Source organism: Pseudomonas sp. MEJ086 (assembly GCF_030209025.1).
GTDB lineage: Bacteria > Pseudomonadota > Gammaproteobacteria > Pseudomonadales > Pseudomonadaceae > Aquipseudomonas > Aquipseudomonas fulva_A.
Genome location: NZ_JARVSV010000007.1, coordinates 192,293 through 211,631 on the forward strand (window position 1 = coordinate 192,293; position 19,339 = coordinate 211,631).

Genomic DNA, 19,339 nt, shown 5'->3' on the forward strand with positions numbered 1-19,339 from the left:
AGGCTTCTTCCAACCCAGGTGGTTCCTGGACGCACCTCAATGCTGATGGCTGCGCCCGACATGGGACACATCCTTCTCGGCATGCAGGTTGTCGCTGGTGCTGAGCTGGCGAATGATCTCGCAGGGCGACGATTGCTGATCCGCCAAGCAACTGTTGCGCAACTCGACCAGTTGCCCCTGCAACGACTGCAGGCTGGCGATGCGTGCACTGACGTGTTCGATGTGTTCATCGATCAGGGTATTGATGGCTTCGCAGTTTTCCGATGGACGGCCGCGCAGGCTGAGCAGCTCGCGAATTTCGTCGAGGGTCATGTCCAGGGTGCGGCAATTGCGGATGAAGGTCAGCCGTTCGACGTGCTCCGGCCGGTACAGCCGGTAATTACCCTCGCTACGCTGCGGCGCAGGCAGCAGCCCTTGGTGCTCGTAAAATCGAATGGTCTCCACCTGGCACCCGGTGACTGCCGCCAATTCGCCAATTTTCATGATCCGATCCTCGAATGCTTGACCCTATAGTGGCTACAGGGTGTTCACTCCGCAACAGGTTATTCGGAGAAGCACCATGACCAACTGCTGCGATCACGACAACACCCCCAAGCCCGTTCGCCCCCAGGACGCTTGCTGCGCGGGCGACAACACATCGCCTTGCTGCGACTCGGGCAACCCATTGATCACCGCAATCGCTGAGCCCGTGGCCGCCCACACCGGCCCGGCGATGGAGAGCAGTAGCTTGCGCATCGAGCAGATGTGCTGCCCTACGGAGGAAGGTCTGATTCGCGGCAAGCTGCAGCATCTGCCCGAAGTGCACGCCATGCAGTTCAATCTGCTCAACCGCACGCTACTGGTCGAGCACCAGGCGGGCGCGGCCCCCTTGCTGGTCAAGGCCATCGCCAGCCTGGGCATGCAGGCATTGCCGCTGGCAGCACAGACCCGGGTGCGCATCGAGCAGATGGACTGTCCCACCGAGGAGCGCCTGATCACCGACAAGCTCGCCCGTCAGCCCGGTATCGAGGCCCTGCAGTTCAACCTGATGCAGCGGGTGCTGACCATTCGTCATCGTCCGGACGCCCTCGAGCCAGCGCTGCAGGCCATACGTGAACTGGGGTTCACCCCGCAGCCCGAAGGCGATGAAAGCCAGAGCGTAGTTGCCGAGCAACCCCATGATGGCCTGCCGTGGCGACTGATAGTGGCTGGCGTGGCGGCATTCATGGCCGAGCTGGTGCACTTCACCGACACCGCGCCGGAGTGGGTGGTCGCGCTGATCGCGCTGGGTGCGATCCTTACGGCCGGGCTCGATGTCTACAAGAAAGGCTGGATCGCCCTCAAGAATTTCAACCTGAACATCAATGCGCTGATGAGCATCGCCGTGACTGGCGCCGTGCTGATTGGCCAGTGGCCCGAAGCGGCAATGGTCATGGTGCTGTTCGCCATCGCCGAGCGGATCGAGGCGAAATCCCTGGATCGCGCGCGCAATGCCATTCGTGGCCTGATGGCACTGACCCCGGAGCAAGCCACGGTGCGTCAGGCAGACGGCAGCTGGCAGACAATGGACGTCACACAGGTGGCCATCGGCAGCGTGGTTCGCCTGCGCCCCGGCGAACGCATCGGCCTGGATGGCCAGGTGCTCGATGGGCACTCCACGGTCGACCAGTCACCGATCACCGGGGAGAGCCTGCCCATCGAGAAAAGCGTGGGCGACACCCTGTTCGCCGGCACCATCAACCAGAGTGGCGCGCTGGACTACCAGGTCAGCGCTGCCGCCAGCAACAGCGCCCTGTCACGCATCATCAAGGCCGTGGAAGAAGCCCAGGGCGCGCGGGCACCGACCCAGCGTTTCGTTGACCGTTTCGCACGCATCTACACCCCACTGGTGTTCCTGCTCTCCCTCGCCGTGGCCGTGGTACCGCCGCTGCTGCTCAATGGTGACTGGTTCGAGTGGGTCTATCGCGCGCTGGTCCTGCTGGTGGTCGCCTGCCCCTGCGCCTTGGTGATTTCCACGCCAGTGAGCATCGTCAGCGGTCTGGCGGCGGCGGCGCGCAAGGGCATTCTGGTCAAGGGCGGCGTGTACCTGGAGAACGGCCGGCACATCACCCACCTGGCGCTGGACAAGACCGGTACCCTGACCCACGGCAAACCGGTGCAGACCGACTATCAGGCCCTGCAAGGCGATGCCGATGCCTGCCGCAAACTTGCGGCCAGCCTGGCCGCTCGCTCCGATCACCCGGTGTCCCAGGCGGTGGCCAAGGCAGCCGAGGAGCAAGGTATCGCGCTCGACGACGTGCAGGCATTCGAGGCGCTGCCCGGGCGCGGGGTGCGCGGCGTGATCGACGGCCAGCGCTACCAGTTGGGCAACCATCGCCTGCTCGAAGAGCTGGGTCTGTGCTCGCCGGAGATCGAAGCTCGGCTCGACGCACTGGAACGTGAGGGCAAGACGGTGATTCTGCTCAGCGACGATAAACGCGCCCTGGCGCTGTTCGCGGTCGCCGACACGCTCAAGGCCAGTAGCCGTGAAGCTATCGCCACCCTGCATGAAATGGGTATCAAGACCCTGATGCTCACCGGTGACAATCAGCACACCGCCCAGGCCATCGCCGCTCAGGTGGGCATCGATGAAGCACGCGGCGACCTGCTGCCCGCCGACAAGCTGGCCACGGTGGAGGGCCTGCTCGGTCAGAAGGGCGTGGTCGCCATGGTCGGCGACGGCATCAACGACGCCCCTGCCCTGGCCCGCGCCGATGTCGGCTTCGCCATGGCGGCGATCGGCACCGACACGGCCATCGAAACCGCCGACGTGGCGATCATGGACGACGATTTGCGCAAGATCCCCACGTTCATCCAGCTGTCCCGGCAGACCGCTGCGATCCTCAAGCAGAACATCGCCCTGGCCCTGGGCATCAAGGCGATCTTCCTGGCGATGACCGTCACCGGGCACGCGACCATGTGGATGGCGGTGTTCGCCGATGTGGGGGTGAGCTTGCTGGTGGTCTTTAACGGGTTGCGGTTGTTGCGAAAGTAGCAGCGCCCACGTATTCATTGTGGGAGCGCGCCATGCGCGCGACAGCTTCCTGGATGCGGGCTAATGGATTGGGCCGCGTAGGTGAAACCCATAAATAAGGTGATGGGTTTCACCCATCCTACTCGGCTGCCTACTCCACATTTCCCTTGTGGGAGGGCGCCATGCGCCCGATTCGCGGGCATGGCCCGCTCCCACAGGATATTGTCCGCCGCGAGACCACTCAAAACGCAGGATGGACGATGGGTTGCGCCCCCACCCTCCGCAAAGCCGATCAGCCCAGCATGGTCACGTGCTGCGGGTGGCTGGCGACACGATCGAGCCAGGCGTTGACCGCCGGGTAGCCGCTCAGGTCGAAACCGCCCTCGTGAGCCACGTGGGTATAGGCGTACAGGGCGATATCGGCGATGGAGTAGCGGTCACCGACCAGATACGGAGTCTGCTCCAGCTGGCGCTCCATGACCCGCAGCGCCTTGTGGCCGCGCACCTGGCACACCTTGTACTCCTCGGCGCGTGCCGCTGGCATGCCTTCGAGCCACTGAATGCGACGAGCCACGGCAATGTAGGGCTCATGGCTGTACTGCTCGAAGAACTGCCATTGCAGCACCTGAGTGCGCAGGCGTGGTTCGGTCTGCAGGAACTCGCTGCCATCGGCGAGGAAATTGAGAATGGCGTTGGACTCCCAGAGGTACGAGCCGTCCTCCAGTTCCAGCACCGGAATCCTGCCATTGGGGTTCTTGGCCAGGAACTCGGGGCTCTGTGTCTCGCCCTTGAAAATATCGATGGGCACCCATTCGAACGGTTTGCCGAGCAGGGTCAGCATCAGCTTGACCTTGTAGCAGTTGCCGGAACGGTAATCGCCATACACCTTGTACATGTTCAAGTCCTCTTGTCCGATAGTCACGCCGCGTTCGCGGCCAGTCCCTGCCGCACCACACCCGCCAGCCGACGCAGCCCTTCCCCCAGGCGTTGCGGTGCCACGTGGCTGAAGTTCAGCCGCAGGTAACCATGCTCGCGATCCGGGTCGATGAAAAACGGCTCGCCCGGCATGAATGCCACGTTCTGTGCCAGCGCCGCGTCGAGCAGCAGCCGGGTGTCCTGGGGCTGCTTGAGGCGCAGCCAGAAGAACAGACCGCCCTGGGGAATCTGCCACTCGGCCAGGTCGTTGAAATGTTCGACGAGCGCCGCCTGCATCGCATCACGCCGCAGGCGATAGAAATCTCGCAATTCAGCCAGATGCTCGCTGTAGCGCTCGGTACCCAGCCATTGCAGCGCCTGCCACTGACCTACGCGATTGGTATGCAGATCCGCCGACTGCTTGAGGCGCAGCAAATGCGGGTACAGATCCGCCGTGGCGATCAGGTAACCGACGCGCAGCCCCGGCAACAGGGTCTTGGAGACGGTCCCCGTGTAGATCCAGCTGGCCTTGCGCAGGCGGCTTACGATCGGTGTGGCGCTGCCTGCATCGAACACCAGTTCGCGGTAGGGCTCGTCCTCGATCAGCGTCACCTGGTAACGGTCCAGCAGGGCCGCCACGGCGTCACGTTTGGCCTCGCTGTAGCGCACGGCACTGGGGTTCTGGAACGTCGGAATCAGGTAGGCGAAAGCTGGGCGCTGGCGTTCCAGCTGCTCTTCGAGCGCCTGCAACTGCGGGCCATCGGCCTCCTGCGGCACGGCGATGCAGTCGGCGCCGAACAGCTGGAAGGCCTGCAGCGCAGCCAGGTAGGTTGGCGCCTCGAGCAGCACCTTGGTACCTGGGTCGATGAACAGCTTGCTGGCCAGGTCGAGGGTCTGCTGCGAGCCGCTGACGATCAGCACCTGGCTCGCCTCGCACGGCACGCCCAGGGCACGGGCTTCGGCGGCGATGGCTTCACGCAGCGCCGGCTCCCCCTCGCTCATCCCGTATTGGCCCATGCTGGTAGGCATCTGCGACCAGTCGAGCGTGGGCAGCATCTCTTCGGCAGGCAGGCCACCGGCGAACGACATCACCTCCGGACGCTGGGCAGCAGCGAGAATCTCTCGGATCAGGGAGCTTTTCAGGCGGGTGATGCGTTCGGAGAAGGCCATGGAGGTCACCGGGTGATAAGTCGGGAAAATTGAGTCAAACTGGTTGACCGAAAGTACGACGCCCGAGATATATACGTCAACATGATTGACCTTAAAAATTCAGCTGCTCAGCAAGCGGCCATGGAAGCCTTCTTCTTCGGTTACCAGGCGTTCACCGCCAAGGCCGACGAAATGCTCGCGCGCCGGGGGCTGTCGCGGGTGCACCAGCGCATCCTGTTCTTCATCGCCCGCCATCCCGGCTTGAGCGTCAAGGAACTGCTCGGCTACCTGGGGGTGAGCAAGCAGGCACTGAGCATTCCCCTGCGCCAGCTGCTGGAGATGCACCTGGCGCAGAGCGTCACCGCCGAAGATGACAAGCGCAAACGCCTGCTCGGCCTTACCGCCGAAGGCGCCAATCTGGAGCGGGCCTTGCGCCGGGAACAGGTAAAGCTGCTGCAGCGCGCCTTCGATGACAGCGGCAAGCACGCGGTCGAGGGCTGGCTGGCGGTGAACAAGGCATTGAGCGGTACAGGTCGCACAGCCGAGTAACCCGGGCGCGACTGTATGGCTGCTTATAGCGGCCTCTGTACCGCGACGAACGCGCTGGCAGCCCCTATCGTGGCAACTCAACCACGAGAATTCGCCATGACACCGGAACTGCTGATCGCCTTCATCGCCTTTGCCTTCGTCACCTCGGTGACACCTGGCCCCAACAACATGATGCTGCTCGCCTCCGGGGTGAACTTCGGCCTGCGCCGCAGCGTGCCGCACATGCTTGGTATCAGCCTCGGTTTCATGGTGCTGGTGATGTGCGTGGGGTTCGGTCTGGGTCAGGTATTCGAGCAGGTACCGGCGCTTTACACCCTGCTGCGCTACCTGGGGGCGGCCTATCTGCTCTACCTGGCTTGGAAGATCGCCGGCTCCGGCGCTCCGGACAGCACGACGGGCGAACGTGGCAAGCCCTTCACCTTTCTTCAGGCCGCCGCTTTTCAGTGGGTCAATCCCAAGGCCTGGGTGATGGCCATCGGCGCCATCACCACCTACACGCCGCAGGAGAACTTCCTGGTCAACGTGCTGCTGATCGCCGGGTTGTTTGCGCTGGTCAACTGCCCCAGCGTGGGGCTGTGGACGGTGGCCGGCTCGCTGCTGCGCAACTGGTTGCGCAACCCCCGTGTACTGCGTGCCTTCAACATAGGCATGGCGGTGCTGCTGGTGGCCTCGCTGTACCCGATCTTCGCCGACATGAAAGGAGTGCTGTGATGCTCGAGAGCAGCCATGCGCGCCTGCGTCCGCTGGCCGACACCTCGACCTCCGCCGTGGTGGCCGGCTTCATCGGCATGCTCACGGGCTACACCAGCTCGCTGGTGCTGATGTTCCAGGCGGGCCAGGCTGCCGGGCTCAGCGCCGGGCAGATTTCCTCGTGGATCTGGGCGCTGTCGATCGGCATGGCGGTGACCTGCATCGGTCTGTCCCTGCGCTACCGCGCGCCGATCATGGTCGCCTGGTCGACCCCCGGCGCGGCACTGCTGATCACCAGCCTGCCCGGCGTGCCTTACAGCGAGGCGATTGGCGCCTATATCCTGTGCTCCGCGCTGATTCTGATCTGCGGCCTGACCGGCAGCTTCGACCGCATCATGCGGCGCATCCCCGGCTCCATCGCCGCCGCCCTGCTGGCCGGCGTGCTGTTCAAGATCGCCCTGGAAATCTGCGTGGCCGCCGAGCAGCAACCGTTGCTGGTGATCGCCATGCTGTTCGCCTACCTGCTGGGCAAACGCCTGCTGCCCCGCTACGCCGTACTGGCGGCGCTGCTGGTCGGCTGCGTGCTGGCTGGCACCCTGGGGCTGCTGAATTTCTCCCAGTTCGAGTTGCAACTGGCGACGCCGGAATGGACCACACCCAGCTTCTCCATCGCCGCGGCGATCAGCATCGGCATTCCTTTGTTCATCGTCGCCATGGCCTCGCAGAACCTGCCAGGCATGGCGGTGCTGCGCGCCAACGGCTATGACGTTCCGGCATCGCCACTGCTCAACACCACCAGCCTGGTGTCGATCCTCTTGGCACCGTTCGGCTCCCACGGCATTCACATGGCGGCCATCAGCGCGGCGATCTGCGCTGGCCCCGAGGCCCATGAGGATCCACGCAAGCGTTACACGGCGGCGATCTGGTGCGGGGTGTTCTACGGCATCGCCGGGCTGTTCGGCGCCACCCTCGCCGCCCTGTTCGCTGCACTGCCCAAGGCGCTGATCCTGTCCATCGCCGCCCTGGCACTGTTCGCCTCGATCATCGGCGGCCTGACCCAGGCCATGAGCGAACCCAAGGAACGCGAAGCGGCGCTGATCACCTTTCTCGTCACCGCATCGGGAATGACCCTGTTCGGCGTCGGTTCGGCGTTCTGGGGCATCGTCGCCGGCTTGCTGACTCTGGCGCTGCTCAATGGCGGCAAACGTGTCTGAGCGGCGATGAACATATCGAGGCCCCTGGCATGCCGTTGAGCTTTCACAAGATGCACGCCAATGGCGATGACTTCGTGGTGGTCGACTCACGCAACTCGCTCAACCCGATAACAAGCGCCCTGGCTCGACGCCTGGGCGATCGCAAGCGCGGTATCGGCTTCAGTCAACTGGCTGTGATACTCGATTGCGCTGATGCCGACGCACGCCTGACGTTCTGGAACGCCGATGGCTCGATGCTGGATGCCTGTGGTAGCGCGACGCGGGGCGTTGCGGACCTGCTGATGCGCGAGTCGAGCGTCACCAGGCTGGTACTGCGCAGCAACCGGGGCTTGCTGACCTGCGAACGTACCAGCAATGCAGCCATTGCCGTGAGCATGGGGGAGCCGCTGTTCGGCTGGGCGAATATCCCCCTGGCCGAGGAGCACGACACAGTTGCCTTACCGCTCGCCGGCACCCCAGCGGCCTGCAGCATGGGCAATCCGCACTGCACCTATTTCGTCGATGACCTGACAGCGCTGGATATCGCCACACTCGGCCCGGTGCTGGAGATCAACCCACTGTTCCCCAGCAAAACCAATGTGCACTTCGTGCAGATCATCGACCGCAAACGCATCAGGCTGCGCATCTGGGAACGCGGCGGCGGCATTCCCCTCGGCTCGGGGTCCTGCTGCTGCGGCGCCGCGGTCAACGGCATGCGTCGCGGCCTGCTGGACGACACCGTCGATGTCGAATGCGATGGCGGCACGGTGACGGTTCACTGGGATGGCAGCGGCCCGGTATTTCTCACCGGACCGGTAGCGCACAGCTTTTCCGGCGTTATCGCGGATAGCGTATTGTCCACGACCAGCACCGGACTACCTGAACCCGCGACCCGAAGCGCCCGCCTCTAGGCACTACGCTCGGCCTCCGTCGCCAGCTGCTTGCCATGGGCCGCATTGACCCACCAGCCGAATGCGGCGGCGGTGAAGAACATGATGATGCTGTACAGCGCCGCGGGAATCGCCATGGTGCTGTTGTTCAGCAATACCGGGCTGAGCGCCAGGGCGATGGCCAGGGTGCCGTTGTGGATGCCGATCTCCATGCCGATGGCGATGGCCTGCCGCAGGCTCAGTTTGAGCAGGCGCGGCACGAAGTAGCCCACCGCCAGGCTCAGCAGATTGAATGCGAGGGCCGCCGCACCGACTACCGGTGCGTAATCGAGCACGGTCTGCCAGTCCTTGACCAGTGCCAGGACGATGATCAGCAGCAGGAACAGCGCCGAGATGATCTTCACCGGGTTTTCCATGCGCAGGGCGAAGCCTGGAAAGCGGCTACGCAGGAACATGCCGATGGCCACCGGCCCCAGTACGATGGCGAAAACCTGCACCACCTTGGCGAACTGCAGCGGAATCGCCTGGTCGCCCTCCATGAAGTAGGCCAGCGACAGGTTGACGATGAAGGGCATGGTCAGCACCGCGACAACCGAGTTCACCGCCGTCAGGGTGATGTTCAGCGCCACGTCGCCATGTGCCAGGTGGCTGTACAGGTTGGCGGAGGTGCCACCAGGCGACGCGGCCAGCAGCATCATGCCCACGGCCAGGGCAGGCGCCAGGCCGAATGCCTGCACCATGAAGAAACAGGCCACCGGTAACAGCAGCAGTTGGCAGAACAGGCCGATCAGCACCGGTTTGGGGTACTTCACCACCCGGGCGAAATCCGCCAGGGTCAGGGACAAGCCCAGGCCGAGCATGATGATGCCCAAAGCCAGGGGAAGAAACACGCTCAGCAAAGGACTTGCAGTCATCGGTACATCTCCGCGGTCTGACTTCCGTGATCCTGATCCACACTGTAGCGGGCAATCGCCGGCCTGCGCATGAGGCGCGGCAGCAAACCCAGCCCCATCAGTTCGATGGATCGACAGACATTCGGCCACTGCGACATCCTTGTCCAATACCCCGGCGAGGATTATCACCACTGCTTATTTCAACGGAGGTTTTCCATGTCCACTCAGCTCAACCGCCAGTTTCTGCTCGCCAAACGCCCGACCGGTATGGTCAGCCGCGATACGTTCGATTACGTGGAAAAACCGGTCGGCGAACCTGGCAGCGGGCAGATCCTGGTCAAGAATCTCTATCTGTCGCTGGATCCGGCCATGCGCGGCTGGATGAACGAAGGCAAGTCCTATATCGCGCCGGTTGGCCTGGGCGATGTGATGCGCGCACTCGGCGTGGGTGAAGTGATTGCCTCCAACCACCCGGACTACGCAGTCGGCGACCACGTCAACGGCGCCCTGGGTGTGCAGGACTACTTCCTCGGCGAGCCGAAGGGCTTCTACAAGGTCGATCCGCAGCGTGCACCCCTGCCAGTCTACCTGTCGGCCCTCGGCATGACGGGCATGACCGCTTACTTCGCCCTGCTCGACGTCGGCGCGCCGAAGAGCGGCGACACCGTGGTGCTTTCCGGTGCAGCCGGAGCGGTAGGCAGCATTGCCGGGCAGATCGCCAAGCTCAAGGGCTGCCGGGTCATCGGCATCGCCGGTGGCGCGGAAAAATGCGCCTACCTGACCGATGAACTGGGCTTCGATGCGGCCATCGACTACAAGAGCGAGTCGCTGCCCGAGGCACTCAAGCGCGAGTGTCCGAAAGGCATCGACGTGTACTTCGACAACGTCGGTGGCGACACCCTCGATGCGGTACTCGGCCGCCTGGCTCCCAAGGCGCGCATCGTCATCTGCGGCGCCATCAGCCAGTACAACAACAAGGAAGCGGTCAAGGGCCCGGCCAACTACCTGTCCCTGCTGGTCAACCGCGCACGCATGGAGGGCTTCGTGGTGATGGATCACGCGGCCAACTTCGCCAGTGCAGCGGCTGAAATCGGCGGTTGGCTGGCCAGCGGCAAGGTCAAGTCGAAGGAGCACGTGGTCGAGGGCCTGGAAACCTTCCCGGAAACCCTGCTCAAGCTTTTCAAAGGGGAAAACTTCGGCAAACTGGTGCTCAAGGTCTGAGCCATTCGGCGAGCGGCCCCCTGCCGCTCGCCGTCAGTGATCACAGACCAAAAAAAGATGGCCATAAGCCAGCAAATGACTTGAGTCGTTGTAGACAGTTCGGGTAGTTTCGCCGCCATGCTGTTCGCCCACCGGGGCAGGCTGATCCTTCACGCCAGGAGCCCTGATGGAACTTGTCTTCACTGTCATAGCGATCGTGCTGGTCGGCACTGCCTATCTGCTGTTACAGCACTTTCGCGGAGGCGCGGCGCAGTGCCGCCGCCCCATCGGCGAGTGGTTGTCCAGCTACCAGGCACGGAGCCCGGTCGAGCAGCACGAAATGGCTGAAATGCTGCTGCGGCGGTCCATACGCCTGGCTGCCAACATGGGCGTGCAGATCAACCTCGACGAACTCCTCGGCAACGGCGCGGAGCCAGCCGACCTGATCGCTGCCTGGCAGGTTCGACTGCCCGGCGTCATACCGGCAGCCTATCTGCCAGGCACCCCGGCGAGCACCGTCGGCGCCCTGCTGTTGATTCAGCAGGTCGAACCGTCGCGCTTTCATGAATTGCTCGGGCAATCCGCTGCTGGCTGAAACGAGCCAGCCCCTGCCCATCGCCAACCACAGCGAACGCAGTTCGGATGCGTCGATCCGCCAGATGGTCGGCCAGCGGAACGATGATTGCGCAGCAGGTCAGAGGCTGCGCATGAGGATGATCGGCAAGGCAGTGAACAGTGCGGTAACCAGAAGCAGAATCAGCAGCAGATCCAGGCTATAAAAAGTCACGTCATCCTCCAGGCGAGCATACTTGGTGCTCGCATCGGGTTTAATAGCATCTACGGCAAGGTTGTCGTTTGTCGCGCTGCACGGCCGCGCCCGGCCGGCGTCGCTGATGAGCGCCCAGAGCCCTTACCGATCGCTGCCTCTACACCATAGCTCAGACCTTCGCTCGTGACACGCGGTGTGCGGCGGTAGTGCAGAACCCGCGGACCATTGAGGGGGAACTTCTCCGCCCTGAGGCCTACAGAAAACTGTATTGGCTTTTTCAGGGGACCCGAAATGGAACAGTGGAACATCTGGCTCGATCGCGAATTATGGCTCGGCGTCGGCATCGTCGTGATCGCTACTGCACTGATCTACACCGTGCTGCGTACCGTGGTGGGCATCGTGCACAAGCGCCTGACCACCTGGTCGAAAGGCCAGGACGGTAATTGGCAGCACTTCGTCGCGGTGGTGATCGGGCGTACCAGCCGCTTGCTGCTGCTCGCCTTCTCGCTGCTGCTGGCACTGCGCCTGCCGGACCTGCCCGGCAGTTGGCAGGCAGCCCTGAGCCACACCTGGTTCGTTGCCCTCGCCCTGCAGATCGCCTTGTGGGTGGATACCGGCGTACGCCTTTGGGCACGCAGCCTGGTGGTCGGCAAGAACGGGGGCGGCAGTTTCAACCCGGTAATGACCACCATCGTCAGCATCATGGTGCTGATCGTGGTGTGGTCGGTGATGCTGCTGTCGATCCTCGCCAACCTGGGTGTGGACATCACCGCGCTGGTGGCCAGTATGGGGGTTGGCGGTATTGCCATCGCCCTGGCAGTGCAAACGGTGCTGGGCGACATATTCGCCTCGCTGTCGATTGGCGTCGACAAACCGTTCGAGATCGGCGATTTCGTGGTTTTCGGAGAAGTGGCCGGGAGCATCGAGCATATCGGCCTGAAAACCACGCGCATCCGCAGCCTCAGCGGCGAACAGGTGGTGTGCGCCAACGCCGACCTGCTGCGCCAGATCGTGCACAACTACAAGCGCATGGACACGCGGCGCATCGTCTTCAAGTTCGGCGTCAGCTACGACACCCCGAGCGACAAGGTTCGCCAGGTATCGGAGAAGGTCGGCGACATCATCCGTGCGACCCCGAAGGCCAAGTTCGACCGTGCGCACTTTCTCGGCTTCGACGAGAGCCAGCTGACCTTCGAAGTGGTCTACATCGTGCAGAGTTCCGACTACAACCAGTACATGGATATCCAGCAAGAGATCAACCTGCAGTTGCTCGATGCCCTGCGCGAACTGGATGTGCGCTTCGCCCTGCCGCGTCGCGATCTGCGTTTGGTGGGTGAAAAAATGCCGACGCTGAAAGTTGCCGGGTTACCGCAGCACGAACAGCAGGACGATTCGGCCGAGCGCGACCAGCGCCTGCCTCGGTTCAGCTGACGCCAGGCTGGGCGCAGAGCGTGAGGCCGTCCACTCGAAGGCAACGGCTGCCTATCGGCAGCCCATCATGCGGTTGCAGTTGACCCGCTCCCGCTCGCCCTTGGAGCTGGAAAGCCGGCTGACCACGTTCCAGCCGATGCGCCTGCTGGAGCCCACCCACAGCTCGCCATTGCTGGCGACGCCGGTGAACAGCTGCAAGCGGCCATAGGTGGTGCTGGTCTGCGCCCAGGTCTGCCCGCTGATGGCGTCGAAGCCACGCATCAGCGTGTCGTTACCGCGCTGAGCGATACCGTAGTGGTTGCCGAAACGATCCGCGCAATTGAGCAGCGTGGCGCTGCGGGTGCAGCGCATGGCATCGCCGGGCAAGGTGAAGGCGGCCTGCACCGGCACGGCCCAGGACAGGGCCAGCAGGCACCCGGCAGCGAGTTTCAGACGGATCGACACGGGTAGCTCCAGCAGTGTGAATCGCCCCATGCTACCGCACCCTGCATGCTGGCTTGGCGGCTCATGGTTGCGCACTGTTACGGCTCAAACCGGCCATGTGTCGGGCCAAGCCGAAAGCCGCAGCCAGGCCAATGCCGACCAGCGCCCACCAGAGTACCTGTGGCGGCGCCTGCTCAGCGGGCAGCAGCCGGCCGATCAGCACATTGCCGAACAACGCCGCCAACCCGCCCACACCGGCGAAGAAGCCGTAATAGGCGGCCAGTTGCCCGCGCCGGGCGTAATGAGGCACGTGGGCCGACAGCAGCGGCAGCACCAGCAGGCTGCCGAGGCTAAGCAAAGCGGCCATCAGCAGAACCGCCCAATATGGGCTCAACAGACTGGCGAAAGGTTCGGCCAACAGCGCGTAGCTGACCGCCATCAACGCCAGGCCGAGGCCCATGCCCTGCCCCTCGCTGAGCCAACGCTGGCGTAGCGCGCTGATCGGCATCTGCAGCAGCACGCCAACCAGCGCAGTGATCACGAATACCCGTGTGATCCACGCCTGGCCGCCGCCGTGGGCGTGGCTGTAGGCCGGGATCGCCAGATAAAGCGGATGGAACAACAACGGATAGGCTGCAGCCAACAGGGCGAAGCGCAGGAATGACCACTGCTGGAGCATGTCCAGACACTGGCGCAGCATGGTCACCGGCTCGTCACCGGAAACCAGCTCCTTGCTCGGCAGAAAGCGCCACTGCACCAGGGTCATGAGCAGAAACAGCCCGGCTGCCACACTGCCGGATACCGCGAAATCGATGCCGATCAGCAGCAGGCCTGCCAGCGGCCCGAGCAGCATGCCGGCGGTGCTGGCCATGTTCTGCAGGGCGAAGGCGCGCTTGCGCTGCTGCATGTCCTGGCACTCATCGGCCAGGTAGGCCTGGGCACAAGGCGTGAACAGCGCACCGGCAAAACCGCTGACGCAGGCGGCCAGCAGCAGAATCGCCAGGCTTTCCGAGAAGCCGAGCACGGCAAACCCCACGCAGCGCACCAGGCAACCGATGAGAATGGCGCGACGGTAGCCGATGCGGTCACCCAGCAAGCCGCCGAACAGGAACAGCCCCTGCTGGCTGAACACACGGATGCCGAGCACCAGGCCCACCGCCCAACCCGCCAGCCCGAGGCTCTCGCTGAGGTGCCCGGCCAGATACGGCACCAGCATGTAGAAGCCGAAGTTGAACGCCAGGCTGTTGAGCACCAGCACCCGTGCGGCGGGTGACAGGCTGGCGAAGGTACCCAGCACCCGGCTCATGGCTGGCTCATTCGCTCGCACGCTGGACGATCTGTTCCAGACGCTGCCTGGCTCGCGCCGGCAGTTGCGCGGGAATCTGCGCCGCGCTGACCGGCTGATCACCGACCTGAATGAGCATCACCATGCCCATCGCCAAGTGCGGAATGCACTGGATGCCATAGAGCCCTGCCTCATTGAAAGTCACCTCGATCTCTTCGTTGATCTTGCCCTTGAACGGCTCGGCGCCCTCCGGCAGGAGGCCGGGGATGCTGGCAGCGTTGTGGGTCGGGTGAGTGGCGATGAACGTCACGCTGTCACCGGGGGCGATGGCCAGGAAATCCGGTTCATAGACCATCGAACCGGACTCCCCACGGTTGAGCATTTTCACTTCGTGGGTTTCGGCCAATGCCGGAGCTGTGAACACAAGCGTAGCGAGCAAAGCGAAGAGCGGCGAAAAACGCATGACAAAAGACTCGTCTCAGATAGGTTGAAAGCGCAGTACCCGGGCACCGTCTTCAGGGTCGACCAGGTAGCGGGCGCGTACGCCGAAGGTGTCGCGCAAACGCTCGGTGGTCAGCACCTCGGCCGGTGCCCCCAGCGCCACCAGTCGACCGCGCTCCATCACCCCGAGGCGGTCGCACTCAAGGGCCTGGTTGAGGTCATGCAAGGCGATCAGGGTGGTCACCGGCAGCGTTCGTACCAGATTGAGGATCGACAGCTGGTGCTGGATATCCAGATGGTTGGTGGGTTCGTCGAGTAGCAGGATCTGCGGTTTCTGCGCCAGTGCCCGAGCGATGTGCACGCGCTGGCGTTCACCGCCCGACAGGGTGCTCCAGGCTCGCTCCGGCATTTCGGCCATGTCCACATCGGCCAGTGCCTGAACGACGATCCGTTCGTCCTCCGCCGACCAGGGCTGCAAGGCCGACAGCCAGGGCGTGCGGCCCAGTTCGACGGCATCGCGCACCGTCACCGCGTCACCGGTGTCGGCCTGTTGCTCGACGAATGCCAACTGGCGGGCGACATCCCGGCGACTCAGGCCACCCAGCGGCTTGCCCTGCAGGTGCACCTGGCCGCTGCCCGGCGTGCGGATGCCGGACAGCAGCTTGAGCAAGGTCGACTTGCCCGAACCATTGGGACCGATCAGGCCGAGCGTCTCGCCCTGACGCAGTTGCAGATCGACGCCGGCGACGATCGCCCTACCCTTCACCGACCAGCCCAGGTCGCTGCACTGCAACACCGTACTCACCGCGCCCGCCTCCCGCGTACCAGAATCACCGCGAAGGCCGGCGCGCCGATCAACGCGGTGACCACACCGATGGGCAGTACCTGGCCCTTGATCACCGTACGCGACAGCACGTCGGCGGCGATCAGGAACACCGCACCAGTCAGGGCGGCGACCGGCACCAGCCGGCCATGCCGCACGCCGACCAGCAGCCGTGCAGCGTGAGGGATCACCAGACCGACGAAGCCGATGGAGCCGACGATCGACACCATCACCGCCGTGACCAGCGCCGCGCAGGCGATCAGCGTGGCCTGTACCCGACGCACCGGCACGCCCAGCGACGCAGCCGATTCGGCACCGAAGGTGAAGGCATCCAGCGCGCGAGTATGCCAGGCCACCAGCAGCACCCCGGCCAGCGCCACGGGCACGGCCAGGGCGACATCGTGCCAGTTGACGCCGCTGAGGTTGCCGAGCAGCCAGAACATGATGCCCCGGGCCTGCTCGGCGCTGGCCGACTTGGTGATCAGGAACGAGGTCAGCGCGTTGAACAGCTGGGAGCCGGCGATACCGGCAAGAATGATCTGCCCGGTGCCATTCAGCGCACCGCCGCCCGCAGCCCTTGCCAGCAAGGCGACCAGGCTGAAGGCGGCGATCGCACCGATGAAGGCGCCCATGGACAGCGACAGCATGCCTGCGCCGAGCCCCAGCAGCGCCACCGAAACCGCTCCAGTGGAGGCACCTGCGGAAATCCCCAGCAGATAGGGATCGGCCAGCGGATTGCGCAACAGCGCCTGCAGCACCACACCGGAAACCGCCAACCCGGCGCCGCAGCAGGCGGCCACCAGGGCCCGGGTCAGGCGGTAGTTCCAGACGATTCCCTCGTCGATCGGATCGAGCACGAAGCCCGCCCCGAACAGTTTGCTGGCCAGCACCTGAAAGACCACCGACAACGGGATGCGGGTTTCACCCAGCGCCACACCGACGACCACCGCCACGGCCAGCAACAGCAGGCAGACGATGGTCAGCAGGAACAGGCGGGAGCCACGGGCAATCATTTCTGCAGATCGAACCCGTCAACGGCCTTGGCCAGGGTTTCGATGCCGGTGATCATGCGCAGCGAAGCCTGCATGCCGTCGGCATCGAGAATCACGATGCGGCCGTTCTTCACCGCATCCATGTGCTTGGCGACCGGGTCATTGCGCAGGAACTCGAGTTTCTTCTCCACGTCGTCAGCCGGGAAACGGCGGCGATCCATGCGCGCAAGCACCAGCACGGTCGGGTTGGCCTTGGCCAGGGTTTCCCAGCCGACGGTTGGCCACTCTTCGCTGGACTCGACCACGTTTTGCAGCCCCAGCGACTTCATCATGTAATCGGCAACGCCTTTCTGACCGGCCATGTAGGGGTCGAGATCCAGGTCGGCGCTGGAGAACCAGAACGCGGCGGAGATCTGCTTCGCCTGGCGCTGCTCGGCATTTGCAACCGCCTTGCCGAGTCGCTCCTGCAGGCTGCCGACCAGCTTGTCGCCCTCAGCCTGCACGTCGAATATCTGCGCCAGCTGCTGAATGCTCTTGTACAGGCTGTCGATCTGGAACGGCTGCAGGCGAGTACCGTCGGCACCTACCAGATTGTCCTTGCCCTCGCAGTCGGACGGCATGATGTAGGTCGGAATCTTCAGCGCGTGAAACTGCTCACGGGTGCCGACCACGCCCTGCTTGCCCACCATCCACTCGAACTGCACGGCCACCAGCCCGGGGCGCTTGTTGATCACCGACTCGAAGCTCGGGTCGTTATCGGCCAGGCGCTCGACCTTGGCATTCTGCGCCTCGAACTCGGGCAGCACGTTGCTGAACCACAGCGAGGTACCCACCAGACGGTCGCCAAGCCCGAGGGAATAGAGAATTTCGGTGCCGGCCTGACCGATGGTCACGGCGCTCTTCGGCGCAGCGGCGAAGCTCAGCTCATGGCCGCAGTTCTCGAGGGTCAGGGGGTAACGAGTCGGGGTGGCGGCCAGCGCCATCGAAGACAGGCCAAGGGTGGCGGCCAGAACGGCAAAACGAGACACGGTCATGCGGGTGATCTCCCAATCAACAGATACGCATAAATGGCAGTGCGCAGGCTGGAGAACACATCACGCCAAGCGGCCATGGCCGCACCTGTCCATGAGGAAGGTGATTACGGATGCCCCCTCCCGGACACCCCGCCGGCTGGTTCGATTGCAGTGTCCAAACACAGCTGGATTGCAGCTGATCGGACCGACGCCGGCAGGTCTCCTGACTGGTACGTCGCGGCAGCGCTGTGGCCTTCCCGGGGTCGCCCCCAGTGACACGAATGCAGCGCTGCTCGGTACCTACAGTTGCGGGGGCAGTTCCGTTTGGCCATTAGAAATGGCGACGGATTCCCTATTAATTCCTCGCGGAAACCGGCGGGCGGCATCTTAAACGATTAGGTCGCTGCCCTGCAGCGCTTCGCTGCAGTTTCTGCGCATTCATCTCGACATACCGAAGCCGTTGCAGCACCTGTGCGGCTAATGCTGGCGGCCATTATTGTTACAATATAACAATTTAGCAAGTCGAGTTGAGTGCTCGCTTCAGCTCCTGATCGAAAGATCCATGGAGCCGATCGACACCGTGGTGGAAAAATTCGGATTCGGGCTTGAAATGAGAACCAAAATCAACAAGACTTGATATTGTTACCTTATAACGTATTTATTGGAGTGCTCATGAAACCTGGTATCCACCCCGACTACCGCCCCGTGCTGTTTCACGATGTCTCGGCCGACACCTATTGGCTGATCGGTTCCACCGTCAGCACCGACAAGACCCGCGAGCACAGCGACGGCAACACCTATCCCTACGTCACGCTCGATATCTCCAGCGCGTCGCACCCGATCTACACCGGCCAGCAGCGCCAGACGGCAAGCGAAGGTCGGGTGGCCGGCTTCAACAAACGCTTCGCCGGTTTCGCAGGAGCCCGCTCATGAAAGTCGTCGCCTCGCTGAAACAGGCCAAACTGCGCCACCGCGATTGCCAGATCGTCAAGCGCCGGGGTCGCATCTACGTGATCTGCAAGACCGAACCACGCTTCAAGTGCGTGCAAGGCCGGCCCAAACCGCAGCGCAAGAACAAGGGCTAAGCGCCTGCATCAGCCTCTCGGCGCGGCGCGATCACAGCCGTTTCCCCAGGTCTGTGGCGCGACAACCATTCGCCCGCAAGCGGGCTCCTACAGTATCGAGGCGCCTGCGAAATGGTTGGGGCGAAGTCACTCCGGTAGGAGCGCCGCCCTCGGCGCGAATGCGATGGTAGCCATTCTCTGCATCCGCGCCGTACCCACCATTCGCCGCGTGGCACGGTCCGACAGTATCGAGGCGCCTGCAAAATCGTTGGGGTGAAGCCATTCCGGTAGGAGCGCCGCCATCGGCGCGAATGCGATGGTAGCCATTCTCTGCATCCGCGCCGTACCCACCATCCGCGCGTGCCGCGGTCCGACAGCATCGGGGCGCCTGCGAAATCGTTGGGGTGAAGCCATTCCGGTAGGAGCGCCGCCCTCGGCGCGAATGCGATGGTGGCCGTTCTCTACCTCCGCGCCGTGCCCACCATTCGCCGCGTGGCACGGTCCGACAGTATCGGGGCGCCTGCGAAATCGTTGGGGTGAAGCCATTCCGGTAGGAGCGCCGCCCTCGGCGCGAATGCGATGGTGGCCGTTCTCTACCTCCGCGCCGTGCCCACCATCCGCCGCGGC

General features: G+C 63.8%; 20 protein-coding genes and 1 riboswitch. Of the genes, 10 read left to right on the top strand and 10 right to left on the bottom strand.

What is annotated here, in order from left to right; all coding sequences use genetic code 11:
- Positions 1-36: 36 nt before the first annotated feature.
- Complete coding sequence (gene cadR, locus QRN22_RS05065; RefSeq protein ID WP_042552564.1) at positions 37-483, bottom strand: Cd(II)/Pb(II)-responsive transcriptional regulator; 447 nt, start codon at positions 481-483, stop codon at positions 37-39.
- Positions 484-898: 415 nt separating this feature from the next.
- Between cadR and QRN22_RS05070 the strand changes: the two genes are divergently transcribed.
- Complete coding sequence (locus QRN22_RS05070; RefSeq protein WP_499115822.1) at positions 899-3,013, top strand: heavy metal translocating P-type ATPase; 2,115 nt, start codon at positions 899-901, stop codon at positions 3,011-3,013.
- A gap of 271 nt (positions 3,014-3,284) precedes the next feature.
- Here QRN22_RS05070 and QRN22_RS05075 read toward each other — a convergent pair whose 3' ends face one another.
- Both QRN22_RS05075 and QRN22_RS05080 read right to left on the bottom strand, forming a co-directional pair.
- The gene (locus QRN22_RS05075) at positions 3,285-3,887 is read right to left on the bottom strand and encodes a glutathione S-transferase family protein (RefSeq protein ID WP_042552563.1); all 603 of its coding nucleotides are present in this window, start codon (positions 3,885-3,887) and stop codon (positions 3,285-3,287) included.
- 23 nt (positions 3,888-3,910) lie between these two features.
- Complete coding sequence (locus QRN22_RS05080) at positions 3,911-5,077, bottom strand: aminotransferase-like domain-containing protein (protein ID WP_042552562.1); 1,167 nt, start codon at positions 5,075-5,077, stop codon at positions 3,911-3,913.
- A gap of 81 nt (positions 5,078-5,158) precedes the next feature.
- Between QRN22_RS05080 and QRN22_RS05085 the strand changes: the two genes are divergently transcribed.
- The 4 genes from QRN22_RS05085 (at position 5,159) to dapF (ending at position 8,399) form a co-directional block, all read left to right on the top strand.
- Positions 5,159-5,605, top strand: coding sequence for a MarR family winged helix-turn-helix transcriptional regulator (locus QRN22_RS05085; RefSeq protein WP_042552561.1), 447 nt, complete (start codon positions 5,159-5,161; stop codon positions 5,603-5,605).
- 96 nt (positions 5,606-5,701) lie between these two features.
- Positions 5,702-6,316, top strand: coding sequence for a LysE family translocator (locus QRN22_RS05090; protein ID WP_042552560.1), 615 nt, complete (start codon positions 5,702-5,704; stop codon positions 6,314-6,316).
- Positions 6,316-7,509: a benzoate/H(+) symporter BenE family transporter gene (locus QRN22_RS05095; protein WP_042552559.1), complete on the top strand. Its 1,194-nt coding sequence runs from the start codon at positions 6,316-6,318 to the stop codon at positions 7,507-7,509. Before QRN22_RS05090 ends, QRN22_RS05095 begins: the two co-directional genes overlap by 1 nt.
- A gap of 29 nt (positions 7,510-7,538) precedes the next feature.
- Positions 7,539-8,399: a diaminopimelate epimerase gene (dapF, locus tag QRN22_RS05100; RefSeq protein WP_042552558.1), complete on the top strand. Its 861-nt coding sequence runs from the start codon at positions 7,539-7,541 to the stop codon at positions 8,397-8,399.
- Here the strand turns inward: dapF and QRN22_RS05105 are convergent.
- Positions 8,396-9,292, bottom strand: coding sequence for a bile acid:sodium symporter family protein (locus QRN22_RS05105; RefSeq protein ID WP_042552557.1), 897 nt, complete (start codon positions 9,290-9,292; stop codon positions 8,396-8,398). The genes dapF and QRN22_RS05105 overlap by 4 nt on opposite strands.
- A 195-nt stretch (positions 9,293-9,487) precedes the next feature.
- Between QRN22_RS05105 and QRN22_RS05110 the strand changes: the two genes are divergently transcribed.
- From QRN22_RS05110 to QRN22_RS05120, 3 genes are all read left to right on the top strand, one after another.
- Positions 9,488-10,492, top strand: a complete 1,005-nt coding sequence (locus QRN22_RS05110; protein ID WP_042552556.1) for an NADP-dependent oxidoreductase — start codon at positions 9,488-9,490, stop codon at positions 10,490-10,492.
- A gap of 166 nt (positions 10,493-10,658) precedes the next feature.
- Complete coding sequence (locus QRN22_RS05115; RefSeq protein WP_042552555.1) at positions 10,659-11,066, top strand: hypothetical protein; 408 nt, start codon at positions 10,659-10,661, stop codon at positions 11,064-11,066.
- A 465-nt stretch (positions 11,067-11,531) separates the two neighbouring features.
- Positions 11,532-12,671, top strand: a complete 1,140-nt coding sequence (locus QRN22_RS05120) for a mechanosensitive ion channel family protein (protein WP_042552554.1) — start codon at positions 11,532-11,534, stop codon at positions 12,669-12,671.
- 51 nt (positions 12,672-12,722) lie between these two features.
- Here the strand turns inward: QRN22_RS05120 and QRN22_RS05125 are convergent, their stop codons facing one another.
- The 6 genes from QRN22_RS05125 to QRN22_RS05150 form a co-directional block, all read right to left on the bottom strand.
- Complete coding sequence (locus tag QRN22_RS05125; RefSeq protein ID WP_419761274.1) at positions 12,723-13,109, bottom strand: hypothetical protein; 387 nt, start codon at positions 13,107-13,109, stop codon at positions 12,723-12,725.
- A 67-nt stretch (positions 13,110-13,176) separates the two neighbouring features.
- Positions 13,177-14,400, bottom strand: a complete 1,224-nt coding sequence (locus tag QRN22_RS05130; protein WP_042552552.1) for an MFS transporter — start codon at positions 14,398-14,400, stop codon at positions 13,177-13,179.
- A gap of 7 nt (positions 14,401-14,407) precedes the next feature.
- Complete coding sequence (locus tag QRN22_RS05135) at positions 14,408-14,842, bottom strand: pseudoazurin (protein ID WP_042552551.1); 435 nt, start codon at positions 14,840-14,842, stop codon at positions 14,408-14,410.
- A 15-nt stretch (positions 14,843-14,857) separates the two neighbouring features.
- Positions 14,858-15,625 (bottom strand): ABC transporter ATP-binding protein, encoded by a 768-nt coding sequence (locus QRN22_RS05140; protein ID WP_042552550.1) that lies wholly within the window; start codon positions 15,623-15,625, stop codon positions 14,858-14,860.
- A complete protein-coding gene (locus tag QRN22_RS05145) occupies positions 15,622-16,656 on the bottom strand; it encodes a FecCD family ABC transporter permease (RefSeq protein ID WP_042552549.1) in 1,035 nt (344 codons plus the stop codon). Before QRN22_RS05145 ends, QRN22_RS05140 begins: the two co-directional genes overlap by 4 nt.
- Positions 16,653-17,669, bottom strand: a complete 1,017-nt coding sequence (locus QRN22_RS05150; RefSeq protein WP_042552548.1) for an ABC transporter substrate-binding protein — start codon at positions 17,667-17,669, stop codon at positions 16,653-16,655. Before QRN22_RS05150 ends, QRN22_RS05145 begins: the two co-directional genes overlap by 4 nt.
- 175 nt (positions 17,670-17,844) lie before the next feature.
- Positions 17,845-18,040, bottom strand: a riboswitch (cobalamin riboswitch).
- Positions 18,041-18,320: 280 nt separating this feature from the next.
- Between QRN22_RS05150 and QRN22_RS05155 the strand changes: the two genes are divergently transcribed.
- Positions 18,321-18,581 carry a type B 50S ribosomal protein L31 gene (locus tag QRN22_RS05155; RefSeq protein WP_042552547.1) on the top strand — a complete coding sequence of 87 codons (261 nt, stop codon included), beginning with the start codon at positions 18,321-18,323 and terminating at the stop codon, positions 18,579-18,581.
- Entirely contained in the window at positions 18,578-18,733 is a 156-nt protein-coding gene (ykgO, locus tag QRN22_RS05160; protein WP_042552546.1) for a type B 50S ribosomal protein L36, read from the top strand. The genes QRN22_RS05155 and ykgO overlap by 4 nt, the downstream gene beginning before the upstream one ends.
- The last annotated feature ends 606 nt before the right edge of the window (positions 18,734-19,339 follow it).

What these genes read in the sequence shown, in the direction of transcription:
- cadR (WP_042552564.1), bottom strand. Translation starts at nt 483, where the DNA reads ATGAAAATTGGCGAATTGGCGGCAGTCACCGGGTGCCAGGTGGAGACC.
- QRN22_RS05070 (WP_499115822.1), top strand. Translation starts at nt 899, where the DNA reads ATGCAGGCATTGCCGCTGGCAGCACAGACCCGGGTGCGCATCGAGCAG.
- QRN22_RS05075 (WP_042552563.1), bottom strand. Translation starts at nt 3,887, where the DNA reads ATGTACAAGGTGTATGGCGATTACCGTTCCGGCAACTGCTACAAGGTC.
- QRN22_RS05080 (WP_042552562.1), bottom strand. Translation starts at nt 5,077, where the DNA reads ATGGCCTTCTCCGAACGCATCACCCGCCTGAAAAGCTCCCTGATCCGA.
- QRN22_RS05085 (WP_042552561.1), top strand. Translation starts at nt 5,159, where the DNA reads ATGATTGACCTTAAAAATTCAGCTGCTCAGCAAGCGGCCATGGAAGCC.
- QRN22_RS05090 (WP_042552560.1), top strand. Translation starts at nt 5,702, where the DNA reads ATGACACCGGAACTGCTGATCGCCTTCATCGCCTTTGCCTTCGTCACC.
- QRN22_RS05095 (WP_042552559.1), top strand. Translation starts at nt 6,316, where the DNA reads ATGCTCGAGAGCAGCCATGCGCGCCTGCGTCCGCTGGCCGACACCTCG.
- dapF (WP_042552558.1), top strand. Translation starts at nt 7,539, where the DNA reads ATGCCGTTGAGCTTTCACAAGATGCACGCCAATGGCGATGACTTCGTG.
- QRN22_RS05105 (WP_042552557.1), bottom strand. Translation starts at nt 9,292, where the DNA reads ATGACTGCAAGTCCTTTGCTGAGCGTGTTTCTTCCCCTGGCTTTGGGC.
- QRN22_RS05110 (WP_042552556.1), top strand. Translation starts at nt 9,488, where the DNA reads ATGTCCACTCAGCTCAACCGCCAGTTTCTGCTCGCCAAACGCCCGACC.
- QRN22_RS05115 (WP_042552555.1), top strand. Translation starts at nt 10,659, where the DNA reads ATGGAACTTGTCTTCACTGTCATAGCGATCGTGCTGGTCGGCACTGCC.
- QRN22_RS05120 (WP_042552554.1), top strand. Translation starts at nt 11,532, where the DNA reads ATGGAACAGTGGAACATCTGGCTCGATCGCGAATTATGGCTCGGCGTC.
- QRN22_RS05130 (WP_042552552.1), bottom strand. Translation starts at nt 14,400, where the DNA reads ATGAGCCGGGTGCTGGGTACCTTCGCCAGCCTGTCACCCGCCGCACGG.
- QRN22_RS05135 (WP_042552551.1), bottom strand. Translation starts at nt 14,842, where the DNA reads ATGCGTTTTTCGCCGCTCTTCGCTTTGCTCGCTACGCTTGTGTTCACA.
- QRN22_RS05145 (WP_042552549.1), bottom strand. Translation starts at nt 16,656, where the DNA reads ATGATTGCCCGTGGCTCCCGCCTGTTCCTGCTGACCATCGTCTGCCTG.
- QRN22_RS05150 (WP_042552548.1), bottom strand. Translation starts at nt 17,669, where the DNA reads ATGACCGTGTCTCGTTTTGCCGTTCTGGCCGCCACCCTTGGCCTGTCT.
- QRN22_RS05155 (WP_042552547.1), top strand. Translation starts at nt 18,321, where the DNA reads ATGAAACCTGGTATCCACCCCGACTACCGCCCCGTGCTGTTTCACGAT.
- ykgO (WP_042552546.1), top strand. Translation starts at nt 18,578, where the DNA reads ATGAAAGTCGTCGCCTCGCTGAAACAGGCCAAACTGCGCCACCGCGAT.